15 protein-coding genes are annotated in these 13,971 nt (G+C 68.8%); 12 read left to right on the forward strand and 3 right to left on the reverse strand.

The annotated features are described in order from the left end of the window. Position 1: 1 nt before the first annotated feature. Positions 2–1,336: a 3-oxoacyl-ACP reductase gene (locus HDA45_RS19850; protein WP_184897472.1), complete on the reverse strand. Its 1,335-nt coding sequence runs from the start codon at positions 1,334–1,336 to the stop codon at positions 2–4. 93 nt (positions 1,337–1,429) lie between these two features. On the opposite strand from HDA45_RS19850, the gene HDA45_RS19855 reads away from it, so the two are divergent. The 4 genes from HDA45_RS19855 to HDA45_RS19870 all read left to right on the forward strand — a co-directional run bounded on the left by HDA45_RS19855 (position 1,430) and on the right by HDA45_RS19870 (position 5,012). Further along, a complete protein-coding gene (locus HDA45_RS19855) occupies positions 1,430–2,719 on the forward strand; it encodes an acetyl-CoA C-acetyltransferase (RefSeq protein WP_184897474.1) in 1,290 nt (429 codons plus the stop codon). A gap of 70 nt (positions 2,720–2,789) precedes the next feature. After that, positions 2,790–3,743: an ATP-binding cassette domain-containing protein gene (locus HDA45_RS19860; RefSeq protein WP_184897482.1), complete on the forward strand. Its 954-nt coding sequence runs from the start codon at positions 2,790–2,792 to the stop codon at positions 3,741–3,743. Beyond that, positions 3,740–4,543 (forward strand): ABC transporter permease, encoded by an 804-nt coding sequence (locus HDA45_RS19865; RefSeq protein ID WP_184897485.1) that lies wholly within the window; start codon positions 3,740–3,742, stop codon positions 4,541–4,543. Before HDA45_RS19860 ends, HDA45_RS19865 begins: the two co-directional genes overlap by 4 nt. A gap of 97 nt (positions 4,544–4,640) precedes the next feature. Then, positions 4,641–5,012 (forward strand): YciI family protein, encoded by a 372-nt coding sequence (locus HDA45_RS19870; RefSeq protein ID WP_020632500.1) that lies wholly within the window; start codon positions 4,641–4,643, stop codon positions 5,010–5,012. Positions 5,013–5,071: 59 nt separating this feature from the next. Here HDA45_RS19870 and HDA45_RS19875 read toward each other — a convergent pair whose 3' ends face one another. Beyond that, positions 5,072–5,578, reverse strand: a complete 507-nt coding sequence (locus HDA45_RS19875) for a DoxX family membrane protein (protein ID WP_184897487.1) — start codon at positions 5,576–5,578, stop codon at positions 5,072–5,074. 130 nt (positions 5,579–5,708) lie between these two features. After that, positions 5,709–6,740 (reverse strand): glycerophosphodiester phosphodiesterase family protein, encoded by a 1,032-nt coding sequence (locus HDA45_RS19880; protein WP_184897489.1) that lies wholly within the window; start codon positions 6,738–6,740, stop codon positions 5,709–5,711. Positions 6,741–6,811: 71 nt separating this feature from the next. Between HDA45_RS19880 and HDA45_RS19885 the strand changes: the two genes are divergently transcribed. The 8 genes from HDA45_RS19885 to HDA45_RS19920 all read left to right on the forward strand — a co-directional run bounded on the left by HDA45_RS19885 (position 6,812) and on the right by HDA45_RS19920 (position 13,708). Next, complete coding sequence (locus HDA45_RS19885) at positions 6,812–7,573, forward strand: MerR family transcriptional regulator (RefSeq protein WP_184897491.1); 762 nt, start codon at positions 6,812–6,814, stop codon at positions 7,571–7,573. A gap of 112 nt (positions 7,574–7,685) precedes the next feature. Then, complete coding sequence (locus HDA45_RS19890) at positions 7,686–8,876, forward strand: AAA family ATPase (protein WP_184897493.1); 1,191 nt, start codon at positions 7,686–7,688, stop codon at positions 8,874–8,876. A gap of 69 nt (positions 8,877–8,945) precedes the next feature. Next, positions 8,946–10,232, forward strand: a complete 1,287-nt coding sequence (locus HDA45_RS19895; RefSeq protein ID WP_184897495.1) for an FAD-dependent oxidoreductase — start codon at positions 8,946–8,948, stop codon at positions 10,230–10,232. Between the two features lie 161 nt (positions 10,233–10,393). Continuing rightward, the gene (locus HDA45_RS19900) at positions 10,394–10,543 is read left to right on the forward strand and encodes a hypothetical protein (protein ID WP_007032374.1); all 150 of its coding nucleotides are present in this window, start codon (positions 10,394–10,396) and stop codon (positions 10,541–10,543) included. A gap of 238 nt (positions 10,544–10,781) precedes the next feature. Next, complete coding sequence (locus tag HDA45_RS19905; RefSeq protein WP_184897497.1) at positions 10,782–11,705, forward strand: bifunctional helix-turn-helix transcriptional regulator/GNAT family N-acetyltransferase; 924 nt, start codon at positions 10,782–10,784, stop codon at positions 11,703–11,705. A gap of 58 nt (positions 11,706–11,763) precedes the next feature. Beyond that, a complete protein-coding gene (locus HDA45_RS19910; RefSeq protein WP_184897499.1) occupies positions 11,764–12,120 on the forward strand; it encodes a YciI family protein in 357 nt (118 codons plus the stop codon). Next, positions 12,120–12,494 (forward strand): YciI family protein, encoded by a 375-nt coding sequence (locus HDA45_RS19915; RefSeq protein WP_184897501.1) that lies wholly within the window; start codon positions 12,120–12,122, stop codon positions 12,492–12,494. The genes HDA45_RS19910 and HDA45_RS19915 overlap by 1 nt, the downstream gene beginning before the upstream one ends. Further along, positions 12,491–13,708, forward strand: a complete 1,218-nt coding sequence (locus HDA45_RS19920) for a DUF6596 domain-containing protein (RefSeq protein WP_184897503.1) — start codon at positions 12,491–12,493, stop codon at positions 13,706–13,708. Before HDA45_RS19915 ends, HDA45_RS19920 begins: the two co-directional genes overlap by 4 nt. Positions 13,709–13,971 lie beyond the last annotated feature (263 nt).

Here is a 13,971-nt window from a genome sequence, read left to right on the forward strand (position 1 = left end):
ATCACGCCCCCAGCAATGCCTGGCCGCAGACGCGGACCACGTTGCCGTTGACAGCGGCCGAGGCCGGGTTCGCGTACCAGGCGATCGTCTCGGCGACGTCGACCGGGAGCCCGCCCTGGCCGAGGCTGGACAGCCGCCGTCCGGCCTCGCGGATGAACAGCGGGACGGCGGCGGTCATCTTGGTCTCGATGAAACCGGGCGCCACGGCGTTGATCGTGCCGCCGTACTCGGCGAGCGTCGGCGCGCCGACGTTCACCATGCCGATGACGCCCGCCTTGCTGGTGGCGTAGTTGGTCTGGCCGACGTTGCCCGCGATGCCCGCGATCGAGGAGACGCCGATGATCCGGCCGTTCTCGTGCAGCACCTTGGCGGACAGGAGCTTCTCGTTCACCGCGAGCTGCGACGCGAGGTTCACCGAGATGACCGAGTCCCAGCCGCCTTCGGTCATGTTGCCCAGGGTCTTGTCCCGCGTGATGCCCGCGTTGTGCACGACGACGTCGACACCGCCGTGGCGCGTGGTCAGGTATTCGGCGAGCTTCTCCGGCGCGTCGGCGGCGGTGATGTCCAGCTGCAGCGCCGAACCGCCGACCTTGTTGGCCACCTTGGACAGATCCGCGCCCTGTGCGGGGATGTCGAGCGCGACCACGTGCGCGCCGTCGCGGCCCAGCACCTCGGCGATGGCGGCGCCGATCCCGCGGGAAGCGCCGGTGACCAGCGCGACCTTGCCGTCGAGCGGCTTCGCCCAGTCGGCCGGGGCGGACGCGGTCTTGGTCTCGGTGCCGACGCGGATGACCTGGGCGCTGACGAAGGCGGACTTCGACGACAGCAGGAAGCGGAGTGTCGACTCGGTGGCCTCTTCGGCCCCTTCGGCGACGTACACGAGCTGAGCGGTCGCGCCGCGCTTCAGTTCCTTTCCGACTGCGCGGACGAATCCTTCGAGCGCGCGCTGAGCGATCCGCTCATGCCCTTCGGCCAGCTCCGGCGGCGTTCCGAGGACGACGACGCGGCCCGAAGGCCCGACGCTCCGGATCACCGGGTGGAAGAAGGAGTAGACCTCGCGAAGCTGCTTCGGGTCCTTCACACCTGTCGCGTCGAAGACGAGCGCGGCGTGCTTGTCGGTCGCGGTTGAAACGACCTCGATACCCGCACGGTGCAACTGCGCCTCGATCACCTTTTCGAGGCGACCGCCCGGCGCGGCACCGAGAAGTGCGGGACCCTCGAGAGCGGGCTGGCCCGGCTTGTACCGGCGAAGCGTCGCGGGGTTCGGCAGGCCGAGCTTCGGCACCACGAACTTCCCCACCGGGGATTTCGTGAACTGCTGGTACCTGTCAGCCATTACGTGCCTCCCGTGCCGTTTTCATCACGTCGCATTCTAACCTACTCGCTAGTAGGTTACAGTGTGAGAGAGCCTACGGAGGAGTGGAAAAAAATGGCCACGAAAAGGACGGCACCCGTGCGCAAGGTCGCGATCATCGGCGGCAACCGGATCCCCTTCGCCCGGTCGAACGGTCCGTACTCGAAGGCGTCGAACCAGGACATGTTCACCGCCGCCCTCGACGGCCTGGTCAGCCGCTTCTCCCTGCAGGACGAGGTGATCGGCGAGGTCGCCGCCGGCGCGGTGCTCAAGCACGCCCGCGACTTCAACCTCGCCCGCGAAAGCGTCCTCGGCAGCAGGCTGAACCCCGCCACTCCGGCCTCCGACGTGCAGATGGCGTGCGGCACCGGCCTGCAGGCGATCGTCAACGTCGCCAACAAGATCGCCCTCGGCCAGATCGACTCGGCCATCGCGGGCGGCGTCGACACCACGTCCGACGCCCCGCTCGCGGTCAACGACGACCTGCGCCAGATCCTCGTCCAGCTCAACGCCGCGAAGACGCTCCCCGAACGGCTGAAGCTCGCCGCGAAGCTGCGCCCCGGCCACATCGTCCCCGAGATCCCGCGCAACTCCGAGCCGCGCACCGGCCTGTCCATGGGCGAGCACGCCGCGCTGACCGCGAAGGTCTGGGAGATCACGCGTGAGGCGCAGGACGAGCTCGCCGCGACCAGCCACCAGCGTCTCGGCGCCGCGTACGACAAGGGCTTCTTCGACGACCTGGTGACGCCGTACCTCAAGCTGGCCCGCGACCAGAACCTGCGGCCGGAGTCCAGCGTCGAGAAGCTCGCGAAGCTGAAGCCCGCTTTCGGTGGCCCCGAAGGCACGATGACCGCGGGCAACTCGACCCCGCTGTCCGACGGCGCCTCGACGGTCCTCCTCGCGACCGAGCAGTGGGCGAAGGCCCGGAAGCTGCCGGTGCTGGCGTACCTGACGTTCTCGCAGACCGCCGCCGTCGACTACGTCCACGGTGACGAAGGCCTGCTGATGGCGCCCGCGTACGCCGTCCCGCAGATGCTCACGCGCGCCGGGCTCACCCTGCAGGACTTCGACTTCTACGAGATCCACGAAGCCTTCGCGTCGCAGGTGCTCGCCACCCTCAAGGCGTGGGAGGACCCGGCGTTCGCCAAGGGGAAACTGGGTCTCGACGAGCCGCTCGGCTCCATCGATCGGGCGAAGCTGAACGTCAACGGCTCGTCGCTGGCGGCCGGGCACCCGTTCGCCGCGACCGGCGGCCGTATCGTCGCCACGCTCGCGAAGCTGTTGAGCGAGAAGGGATCCGGCCGCGGACTCATCTCGATCTGCGCCGCTGGCGGCCAGGGCGTCACCGCGATTCTCGAGAAGTAAGCCGTTCGCCGGGAGCGGATCGGGGAAAAACCCCGGTGCCTTTGTCGGTGCCGGGGTCTAGTTTGTCCGCATGTTCGCAGTTCAGGCGAAAGCGCTGGTCAAAACCTACGGGTCCACCAAGGCGCTCGACGGGGTCGATCTGGAGATCCCGACGGGCAAGGTGCTGGGCCTGCTGGGGCCGAACGGCGCCGGCAAGACGACGACGGTCCGCATCCTGACCACCCTGCTCCGCCCGGATTCGGGCGAGGCGGAGGTGGCCGGGCACGACGTGCTGGCCCAGCCCGACGCCGTCCGGCGGTCGATCGGGTTGTCCGGGCAGTACGCGGCCGTGGACGAGAACCTCACCGGGTTCGAGAACCTGTACATGGTCGGCAGGCTGTACGGCAGCAAGAAGGCCGCCGCGAAGTCCAGGGCGCGCGAGCTGCTCGCGCGGTTCCGGCTGGAGGACGCGGCGGACCGCCCCGCCAAGACGTACTCCGGCGGCATGCGGCGGCGGCTCGACCTCGCGGGGGCGCTGGTCGCCGAGCCGACCGTGGTGATCCTCGACGAGCCGACCACCGGGCTCGACCCGCGCGGCCGGATCGAGACGTGGGAGGTCATCAAGGAACTCGTCGCCGACGGCACCACGGTGCTCCTGACCACGCAGTACCTGGAGGAGGCCGATCAGCTCGCCGACTCGATCGTGGTGATCGACAAGGGGAAGGTCATCGCGCGCGGCACCGCCGACGAGCTCAAGCAGGAGATCGGCGGCGAGCGGCTGGAGCTGGTCGTGGCGTCCGCGGACGACCTCGCGGCGACCACCCAGGTCCTCGGCGAGGTCGGCTCGGGCACGCCGTCGGTCGACGAGCACACCCGCAAGGTCGACGTCCTCGTCGAGGGCGGGCCGAAGGCGCTGATCGAGGCACTGCGGCGGCTGGACGCGCAGGGCGTCGCCGTCCAGGACGTCGCGCTGCACCGGCCGACGCTCGACGATGTCTTCCTTTCGCTGACAGGGCACGCCACGGACGAGGGGGACAAGAAGTGAGCGCGGTCGCGAAGGCCTTTTCCGATGGTGGCGTGATCACCTGGCGGAACCTGAAGAACGTCCAGCGGAACCCGGACTGGCTGATGGCGGCGACGCTGCAGCCGATCATGTTCGTGCTGCTGTTCGCGTACGTCTTCGGCGACGCGATCGGCGGGGAAGCGGGCGGGCTCGCGTACCGCGAATTCCTGATCGCCGGCATCTTCGCGCAGACGGTCGCGTTCAACTCGGCGTTCACCGTGATCGGGTTCGCGAACGACCTGCAGAAGGGCATCATCGACAGGTTCCGGTCGCTGCCGATCTCCCGCCTCGCGGTGATCTTCGGCCGGACGACGTCGGATCTGGTGATCAGTGTGGTCGCGCTGATCGTCATGTCGCTGTGCGGGCTGCTGGTCGGCTGGCGGATCCGCGGCAGCTTCCTCGACGCGGTGCTGGGTTACCTCGTGATGCTGATGTTCGCCTGGGCGCTGTCCTGGGTCGGCGCGTGGATCGGGCTCGTCGCGCGCAGCGTCGAGGTCGCCCAGAGCGCCGGGCTGATGTGGATGTTCCCGCTGAGCTTCATCTCGACGGCGTTCGTCCCGGCGGACAAACTGCCCGGCGTGCTGAAGGCGATCGCCGACTGGAACCCGTTCACCGCGGTGATCAACTCCGCCCGTGACCTGTTCGGGAACCGCTTCGGCGCACCCCCGACGGGCTGGCCCGCCGAGAACGCGTCGCTGTACGCGATCCTGTGCTGCATCGCCATCATCGCGATCTTCGCGCCGCTGGCGACGGCCCAGTACAAGAAGGTCGCGAGCCGCTGAGAATTTTTCGGCAGAAATGTCGAAGCGTCGTCGAGCCGCTCGACGCGCTGGTGAAGGCAGGGTACGAACAGCCCCGCCAAGACACTGAGGAGCAACGATGCGGTTTCTGATGATGCACCGGCTGGACGAGAGCGCCCCGGAAGCGTGGAACCCGAGCAAGGAGTTCATCGAGCAGATGGGCGCCTTCGTCGAGGACTCGTTCAAGAAGGGCATCCTGATCACGGCCGAGGGCGTGCATCCGTCCGAGCGGGGCGCGAAGGTCCGGAAGGTGCGTGGCGGCAAGATCACCGCGACCGACGGCCCGTTCACCGAGACCAAGGAGGTCATCGGCGGGTTCGCGCTCATCAACGCGAAGGACCTGGCGGAGGCCGTCGCTTTCGCGGAGACCTACGCGGCCCTGTTCGACGAGATCGAGGTCGAGGTCCGCACGGTCGTCGAGATGGAGGACATCGAGGCCTTCACCTCATGACCCCACGCGTTTGGTCCTCTGGATGCGCTTTACGCATCCAGAGGACTAAACGCGGGCTGTCACTTCGTGATGGCCTTTTCAGCCTTCTTCGCCAGCTTCTCGGCGCGCTTCTCCGTCTTGGAGGCGGCCCGCTTGGCGCGCCAGCCGAGCGAGGGCTTGCCGGCGGTGTCGGCGGCGGCGAGCAGCAGGCCACCGGCGAGGCCGGCGTTCTTGATGAACTGGATCTGCTGCTGCTGACGCTCGGCCGGTTCCTTGACCTCCCAGAACCGATGCGCGGCCAGCGTCGTCGGGACGAGGCTGCCGAGCAGCAGCAGTGAGGCCAGCCGCGGCGCCTTGCCCGCGGCGAGCGCGAGCCCGGCACCGACCTTCACCGCGGCGTCGATCCGGACGAGGGTGGCGGGGTCGCGCGGCACCGACTCCGGCACCACGCCCTCCAGCTTGTCGAAAGACTCGGTGAGGAACGGCTCCGCGGCCTTCGCGTGCCCCTGGGTGTCCCTCAGCGCGCCGATCCCGCCGGAAATGAAGATCGCGGCGAGGAGCGGACGTGCGACGCGACGGAGAATCACGGTCGTAACCTTTCTGGATCCGGACCCGGGAAACAAACCTATCCCCAGTCTTCCCGCCCGCCACTCCGCCGAACCGCGCTAACGGAGTATCTCGAAATATTTCTCTGGCACTAGACAGCGCTAGATTCCGCTAGCGAGCCGGATACGCCCTCGGCAGCTTGAAGCCGCGGTCGGCCGCGACCTGCCGCAGCCTGTCCGGGTAGTCGGTGATGATGCCGTCGACACCGTCGTCGATGAGCTTGTGCATGGTGGCCGGATCGTCGATCGTCCAGGGCACGACCTTGATCCCGGCGCGGTGCGCCTCGCTGACCAGCGCCTTCGTCGTGAACGGGCGGTAGTCGGGGTCGCCGACCTTGCCACCCTGCGGGTTGCCGTGCACCGGCGAGAGCGCGCTCGCGCCGAAAGACTTCACCGCGCGGACGGGGCTGCCACCGAAGTCGTCGATGTCGAGCCCGCCGAGCCACGGCGACTTGCCCGGCTGGCCGACCTGCAGGAATTCGGGCTGCGTCAGCGCGACCGTCGGGATCCACGGCGCGACCTCGCGCAGCCGCATCAGCGCGCCCCAGTCGAAGCTCTGGACGGTGACGTTGTGCGCGAACCCGCCGCGCAGGATCTCGCGCACCACACGCCGGACGAACTGCTCACGCGGCGCGGTCTCCTGCGGAGCGGCCGCCTCGACCTTGGTCTCGATGTTGAACTCGATGCCCCACGCGCGGTGCTCGCGCGCCAGCTGGAACAGCTCGGCGAGCGTCGGCATCTTGGCGCCGGGGGAGAGCGTCTGGCCGGGATGCGCGGGCTGGCGGATCGAACCGCAGTCCAGCGTGCGGACCTGGGCGAACGTCAGGTCCTTCACGTACTTGCCGACGTACGGGTACGCGGGGTCGCCGGGCGTCGCGGGCGCGGTGTCACGGCACTTCGCGGGTGTCGTCTTGCGGTCGTGGGTGATCACCTCGCGACCGTCCTTGGTGATCTGGATGTCGAGTTCGAGCGTGGTCACCCCGAGCTCCATCGCCTTGCCGAACGACGCGAGCGTGCTCTCGACGGTGAGGCCGAGCCCGCCGCGGTGGGCCTGGACGTCGAAGGCGCGGCGCGGATGCGCGTCGGCGACGCCGGCCGTGGTCAAGGTCAGCGCGGCGGCGATGACCAGCGCGAAGGTCTTCATGCGAGCACCCTGCCACGGTCGGGTGAACTTCGATTGACTTTGACGCAACGTCAACCTCTACCTTCGTGGACATGCCGAACGAGAAGGAGTGGTCGATCCAGGACATCGCCCGCTCGGCCGGGACCACGAGCCGCACGCTGCGCCACTACGGCGACATCGGGCTGCTCGAACCGAGCCGGGTGGGGAGCAACGGATACCGCTACTACGACCAGGACGCGCTGGTGCGGCTGCAACGGATCCTGTTGCTTCGCGAACTCGGGCTGAGCCTGCCCGCGATCGGCGAAGTACTCGAAGGGGAACAGGACACGAAAGCGGCGCTACGCACGCACCTGAAGTGGCTGGAGCAGGAGCGCCGGCGGCTCGGACGGCAGATCGAATCGGTCAGGACGACCTTGAAGAAGACAGAGAGAGGTGAACAACTGATGGCAGCGGAAGTGTTCGACGGCTTCGACCACACGAAGTACGAGAAGGAGGTCACCGAACGCTGGGGCGCCGACGCCTACAAGCAGGGCGACCGGTGGTGGAAGTCGCTGAGCGCCGAGGACAAGAAGGCGCACCAGCAGGAACAGAAGGACATCGCGGCCGCGTTCGGCGAGGCCCGCTTCCAGGGTCTGCCTGCCGACGGCGACGTGGCCCAGGCGATCACGCGGCGGCTCTACGAATGGCTCCGGCCGGCCGTGCGAGCGGTCTCGAAGGGCTACTTCGCCGGTCTCGGACAGCTGTACGTCGACGACCCGCGCTACGGGCAGTACGACGAGAAGTACGGCTCGGGCACCGCGGAATACATCCGTGACGCGATGAGGACCTACGCCGAACGCAACCTGAGCGAGTAAGAACGAGGGACGGGGCTGCAGACCCGTCCACTCGGAGTAATCCGCCGCGACACGCCTACCCCTCTATCACCGAATATCGGGCCCACGCTAGAAACGCCGATAGCGTGTGAGAGTGGATCCCATCCGCAACCCCTTCGCCCCGGGCGCCGGTCAACGGCCGCCCGAGCTGGCAGGTCGCATGCGCGAGCTCCAGGCCTTCGAGGTCGTGCTCGAACGGGTCGCGCGCGGGAGACCCGAGCGCAGCTTGATGCTGACAGGCCTGCGCGGCGTGGGAAAGACCGTGCTGCTGGGCGAGCTGCGCTCGAAGGCGATCAAGCACGGCTGGGGCGCGGGCAAGATCGAAGCCCGCCCCGACACCGAACTCCGGCGGCCGCTCTCGGCCGCGTTGCACCGCGCGATCCGTGACCTCGCCGTCCGCCATCGCGCACCGGACCGGGTCGAGCAGGTGCTCGGCGTGCTCAAGGCGTTCGCCCTGCGCGCCAACAAACCGGACGCGAAGCTCCGCGACCGCTGGCAACCGGGCATCGATGTGCCCGCCGCACAGGGCCGCGCCGATTCCGGCGACATCGAGATCGACCTGGTCGAGCTGTTCACCGAGGTCGCGGAACTGGCCGCGGACGTCGGCACCGGGGTCGCGCTGCTGATCGACGAGATCCAGGATCTGCTGCCCGAGGACGTTTCCGCGCTCTGCGCCGCCTGCCACGAACTCTCGCAGTCCGGGGCTCCGCTGGTCGTGGTCGGCGCGGGACTGCCGCACGTGCCCGCCGTCCTCTCGGCGTCGAAGTCGTACTCGGAACGCCTCTTCCGCTACGCGCGCATCGACAGGCTCGAGCGCGAAGACGCCGACCTCGCGGTGATGGCGCCCATCGAACGTGAAGACGCGGGCATCGAACCGGAGGCCTTGGACGCGCTGTACGACGCGTCCGGCGGCTACCCGTACTTCATCCAGGCGTACGGCAAAGCCGCCTGGGACGCCGCGCCCGCCGATCCGATCACCGTGAAAGACGTCCAGGTCGCCGCCCCGGAGGCCGAATCGGAACTGGCGGTCGGCTTCTTCGGCTCTCGCTACGAGCGCGCGACGCCTGCCGAGCGCGAGTACCTGCTCGCGATGGCCGAGCTGACGCAGGGCCGCGACGAACCCGCCGGCACCGCCGACGTGGCCGTCTACCTGGGGCGGAAGCCGTCTTCGCTGTCACCGGCGCGGGACAGTCTGATGAAGAAGGGCCTGGTGTACTCCGCCGAGCGGGGGCACATCGCCTTCACCGTCCCGCATTTCGGCCACTACCTGCTCGGCCGGGACTAGACCTCTCTTCGCTTCTCTAGCCTGAGATCTAGAAAGCCGTAGAGACTGCTACTTGGGCACACTGGCAGGGTGACCAGGGTCTACTGGCGTGACGCACTGCCGGACCGAGTCCCCACCGTCGAGCCGCCGCCGGCTTCGGCCGATGTCGCGGTGATCGGCGCCGGGTTCGCCGGTCTGTCGATCGCCCTCGATCTGCTGGAACAGCGTCCCGGCAGCCGAGTGGTCGTCCTCGAAGCCCGGCACGCCGGATTCGGCGCGAGCGGGCGGAACGCGGGCGGTGTGCTGCCGCTGGGCGTTCTGCCTTGGCTGCTGCCGGGCAGCGCGGGCGTGCACGACCCTCGCGAGATGCAGCGACTCCTGCACGACCGGATCAACGCCAAGATGCGGATGCTGCGCGACTCGCATCCCGCGGGCGAGATCACGCGGACACGGATGCGCCTGATCGGCGGCTCCGCGTTCCTCGCCGCCGGGCTCGACGTGGTGGCGGACGCCGTGACCGCGTCCGGGATCGAAGCCGAACAGGACGCCACGGGATTCTCACTCGAGTCGTGGACCATCCAGCCCGCCGCGCTCGCCGGATCACTGGCCGCCGAACTGAGCGCCGCCGGGGGAAAGCTGGTCGAGAACACCCCTGTCGACTCGGTCGAACCGGCGGACGACGGCGTCACCGTCCGGCTGCGGAGCGGGGGAGTCCTGCGAGCGGGCCGCGCGGTGATCTGTTCGGGCGCGTACACCGGCGGCTTGTCACTGCCGGATCCGCCGCCGGGCCGGGTGATCCACACGTACATGCGAGCCGGGGAGCCGGAGGCCGCCGAGGACGACCTGTTCCACACAGCTCCCGGACTGGGTATGGCCTACTGGCGGCGACACGACGGGCGGCTGCTGTTCGGCGGCCTCGACCTCGGCGGGCTGACCCCCGGCGCCAGGGCCGACGCGCTGCCGAAGGCACATCAGAAGGTCGACAGGCTGCTCGCGCGCCGGCTTCCCGCCGAGGCCGCGGCACCGGCGACCCACCGCTGGGGCGGGCCGCTGCACGTCACTCCGGCGGAGGTCCCCCATCTGGCGCGGTCCACCGTCACCGATCGGATTGTCCATGCCGTCGGATTCGCCGGAAGCGGAGTGGCGCTGACGCTGACCGCGGGCCCTCTCGTACGCGACCTCGTCCTCGGCCCCGAGGCGGCCGACCCGGAGGGTGTCGCGCTGCGAGAAGCGATGGCGTCGACGATCATCCCGTGGCGCGGCGTCCTCGGCGTGCGCAGCCGGGGGCCGTCGAAGCTCGCGCGCCGCCTGCTCCAACAGGGTTTCCGCGGCCGTGGCGCGGGGACGTCAGAGTGGCCTGGCGTTACCAAGAAGTGACCGGCGACACCAAATCTCTCCGGATTTTCTCTCTCGTTGCCGATGATTCATCGGCAGGTGTGCCAAGTCACCGGATAATCGTTGGCGTCCTTGTGAAAAAGAGTGCATACTAGAGACACAGCCACCAAGACTCAAGACCCTCAAGGGGATGACTTAAACCGATGAACAACATCGCCGCCAAGCTCCGTGCCCGTCGCGCCGAGGCTCGCACTCGCCGGGCCCTGAACCGGGCGATCGACACCGCGGCCACCGCGACCGTTCGTCAGGAACTCATCGCTATCTCTCAGGCGCGTCACACGCACATGCGCTGAATCGACAACAACCGTTGTAGGTGTCGCCCATTCGAGTGACCTACGACACATAGTGCGTGGGGTGTAACGCCGCGGAACGCCGCGTCGATACCCACTACGACCCCGTGATGCTGGCGGACCCCCGACCTGGCAGCATCACGGGGTTTCCATATGTCCGGATCCCTTTCCGAAATTCCTTGCCTTCGCCGCTTCGCGCGGTAATGTTTGACATCGTCAACGAATCTGTTGAGGTGGTCAAATGAATCGCATCGCGGACCGGGTGGCGACCGTCCGGGCCTTCAACCGCTTGTACACCGGCGTGATCGGCGTGCTCGACGAAGGACCGGCCGACGCCGAGTACTCCCTGAGTGAAGCCAGGGTTCTCTTCGAACTCGCGCAACAGGATCCGACCCAGGTCACCGACCTGCGCAAACGTCTCGACCTGGACGCCGGGTACGCGAGCAGGCTGCTCGCCAGGCTCGAAGGTCGAGGCCTCCTCACCCGCGAACGCAGCGACGAGGACGCCCGCCGCCAGGTCATCAGGCTGACCGAGGGCGGCCGGAAGGCCTTCGCCGTCCTCGACGAACGATCGGTGGGCCGGATCGGCTCGCTGCTCGGCCGGTTCGGCGACGACGATCAGGAGCGGCTGCTCGGCGCGATGGGCGCGATCACGTCGCTGGTCGGCGATCGCGCGTCGGATCCGACGCTGGTCCTGCGCCCGCCCCGGCCGGGCGACTTCGGCTGGGTGGTCCACCGCCACGGCGCCCTCTACTCCCGCGAATACGGCTGGGACGAACGTTTCGAGGCTCTCGTCGCCCGCGTCGTCGCGGACTACGTCGATCAGCGCGGTGAGCCCCGCCAAGCGGGCTGGATCGCCGAACTCGACGGGGAGCGAGTCGGCAGCGTCTTCTGCATGCCCGCCGAAGACGGCACCACCGCGAAGCTGCGGATGCTGCTCCTCGAACCGGCCGCGCGGGGACGCGGGGTCGGGAAACGCCTGGTCACCGAATGCGTCGAGTTCGCGAGGGCGTCCGGCTACGCGGCGATGGAACTCTGGACGGTCTCGCTGCTGGACTCGGCGAGGGCGATCTACGAGAAGGCCGGCTTCCGGCTGGTGAGCGAAGAGACGATTCCGGGCTTCGGTTACGAGCTGACGGGGCAGACCTGGCGCCTGGAGTTCTGATGTCGATTCGCGGCGCGCTCGTTCGTCTAGGGACCATCGATTTCCCAGGGAGGACGCCATGCCCCACTACATCGGTTTCATCCGCGCCACGCAGGACTCGCACGATCACCTCAGTCCCGGCGAAGCACAACGCGTGCTCGAGAACTACATGGCCTGGGCGGACGAACGCACGAAGGAAGGCCGCTTCGTCGGCGGCGGCGGGTTGTCGAGGAGCGGCCGGGTGCTGCGCGGTTCCGGTGGTGAGGTCGGCGCGACCGACGGGCCGCACACCGAGGCCACCGAGATCGTCGGCGGCTACCAGGTGATCGAGGCCGAGGACCTCGACCAGGCGGAGAAGATCTTCGCGACGCATCCGCATCTGGAATTCGGGCCGATCGAGGTGCGCAAGGTCGGCGAACGCGGTTGCGAGGACTGATGCCGAAGTTCGTCGGTCTGATGACCTTCCCGCGGGACACCTCGTCGGCAGAGCCCGCCGGTGATGGCATCGAGCGGTATTTCGCCTGGCAAGACGAACTGCGGGCGTCCGGCAAGCTGATCGCCGCCGCCGGGCTGGATCCGGAGTCGCGGGTGGTGCGCGCCGGGGCGATCACCGACGGCCCGTTCACCGAGGCCAGTGAGATCGTCGCCGGGTATCTCGTGGTCGAAGCCGCTGATCTCGACGAAGCGGCGAAGCTGTTCGAGACGCATCCGATCGCGGTGGACGGCGTCGGGATGTTCGTCGTCAGCGAGATCGCGCTCGATCTCGACACCCCGCGCGAAGAGCACCTGCGCCGCTTCGGGCTGTCGTGAGCCGCCCGGCCGGCGTGGTGGAACATCTGTTCCGGCACAGTGCCGGGCGGATCGTCGCCACGCTGGCCAGGGCGCTCGGCCCCGAACGGCTGGACCTCGCCGAGGAGGCCGTCGCGGACGCTCTCGAGCAGGCGTTGCGCACTTGGCCGCAGGGCGGGGTTCCGGACAATCCGCAGGGCTGGCTGTTCCGGGCCGCGCGGAACCGGGCGATGGACGTCGTCCGGCGGGAACGGGCTTTGCGGGCGCTGCTGCCCCGGCTCGCCGAGCTCGACGGTCACGAAACCGACCGGCGCACGGACGACGAACTCGTGCTGATGCTGCTGTGCTGCCATCCCGCGCTGCCGACGGTTTCACAGGTGGCGCTGACGCTGAAGACCGTCGGCGGGCTCGGGGTGAACGAGATCGCGGCGGCGTTGCTGACGAAACCCGCGACGGTCGCGCAGCGGCTGGTGCGCGCGAAGAAGTGGCTGCGGGAATCCGGCAAACCGCTCACCCTGCCGGGGCCGGACGCGCTGGAGTCCAGAGTGGACAGTGTGCTGTCCGTGCTCTACCTGCTGTTCAACGAGGGCTACGACGCGACGACCGGCGAAGTCGCGGTGCGCGGCGACCTGTGCGGCGAGGCGATCCGGCTCGGGCGGCTGCTGCTGGCCGAGCCGAAGACGGACCTGCCGCGGGTGCGGGCGCTGGTCGCGCTGATGCTGCTGCAGGCGAGCAGGCTGCCCGCGCGGGTCGACCGGGACGGTGATCTGCTGCTGCTCGAGGAGCAGGATCGCGGCCGCTGGGACCACACGATGATCGCCGAGGGCACGCGGCTGTTCGAGCGGGCGTGCGCCGGGCCGGAGATGTCGGCGTATCACGTCGAAGCGGCGATCGCGCTGTGTCACGGCACGGTTTCGCCGCCGGACTGGCGCCGGATCGTCGGGCTGTACGACGACCTGCTGGCGCTGCGACCTTCGCCGGTGGCCCGGCTGAACCGGGCGATCGCACTGTCCATGGTGGACGGTGCCGTCGCCGGGATCGCGGAACTCGAAGCCGTCGAGGCCGAACTGCCGGAGTACACGCTGCTGCCCGCCGTCCTCGGCGCGCTCTGGCTACGCGCCGGAGACCCGGCCCGCGCCGCCGCCCATTACCGGCGGGCGCTCGCGCTACCTTGCTCGGAACCGCGACGCCGCTTCCTCACCCGACGCCTGACCGCCTGCAACCCAACCCCCTGACCAGCACTTTTCCCTCACCCGCGCGAACCCCACCCCCCACCCGTCCCAGGGGGGCGCGCCCCGCACCAGCGTATCGGGAGGGGGTGTCGGGGAGCGGGGATCGAGGGGGTTGAGGGCGGAGTTGTCCACAACGGCGGTCGGGTGTGGACAAGTGGGGGGAGGCGCGGCAAAGGGGGTGGGGGGTGAAGCGAAAGCCACTTTCGCAACGTTGAAGGTTGCGAAAGTGGCTTTCGCAACGCCTCGGACTCGCGAAGGCGGGGCAA

It is taken from the genome of Amycolatopsis umgeniensis (assembly GCF_014205155.1).
Lineage (GTDB): Bacteria > Actinomycetota > Actinomycetes > Mycobacteriales > Pseudonocardiaceae > Amycolatopsis > Amycolatopsis umgeniensis.

Excerpts from the sequence above, each read along its gene's own strand:
- HDA45_RS19850 (WP_184897472.1), bottom strand. The coding sequence starts at position 1,336 with ATGGCTGACAGGTACCAGCAGTTCACGAAATCCCCGGTGGGGAAGTTC.
- HDA45_RS19855 (WP_184897474.1), top strand. The coding sequence starts at position 1,430 with ATGGCCACGAAAAGGACGGCACCCGTGCGCAAGGTCGCGATCATCGGC.
- HDA45_RS19860 (WP_184897482.1), top strand. The coding sequence starts at position 2,790 with ATGTTCGCAGTTCAGGCGAAAGCGCTGGTCAAAACCTACGGGTCCACC.
- HDA45_RS19870 (WP_020632500.1), top strand. The coding sequence starts at position 4,641 with ATGCGGTTTCTGATGATGCACCGGCTGGACGAGAGCGCCCCGGAAGCG.
- HDA45_RS19880 (WP_184897489.1), bottom strand. The coding sequence starts at position 6,740 with ATGAAGACCTTCGCGCTGGTCATCGCCGCCGCGCTGACCTTGACCACG.
- HDA45_RS19885 (WP_184897491.1), top strand. The coding sequence starts at position 6,812 with ATGCCGAACGAGAAGGAGTGGTCGATCCAGGACATCGCCCGCTCGGCC.
- HDA45_RS19900 (WP_007032374.1), top strand. The coding sequence starts at position 10,394 with ATGAACAACATCGCCGCCAAGCTCCGTGCCCGTCGCGCCGAGGCTCGC.
- HDA45_RS19905 (WP_184897497.1), top strand. The coding sequence starts at position 10,782 with ATGAATCGCATCGCGGACCGGGTGGCGACCGTCCGGGCCTTCAACCGC.
- HDA45_RS19910 (WP_184897499.1), top strand. The coding sequence starts at position 11,764 with ATGCCCCACTACATCGGTTTCATCCGCGCCACGCAGGACTCGCACGAT.
- HDA45_RS19915 (WP_184897501.1), top strand. The coding sequence starts at position 12,120 with ATGCCGAAGTTCGTCGGTCTGATGACCTTCCCGCGGGACACCTCGTCG.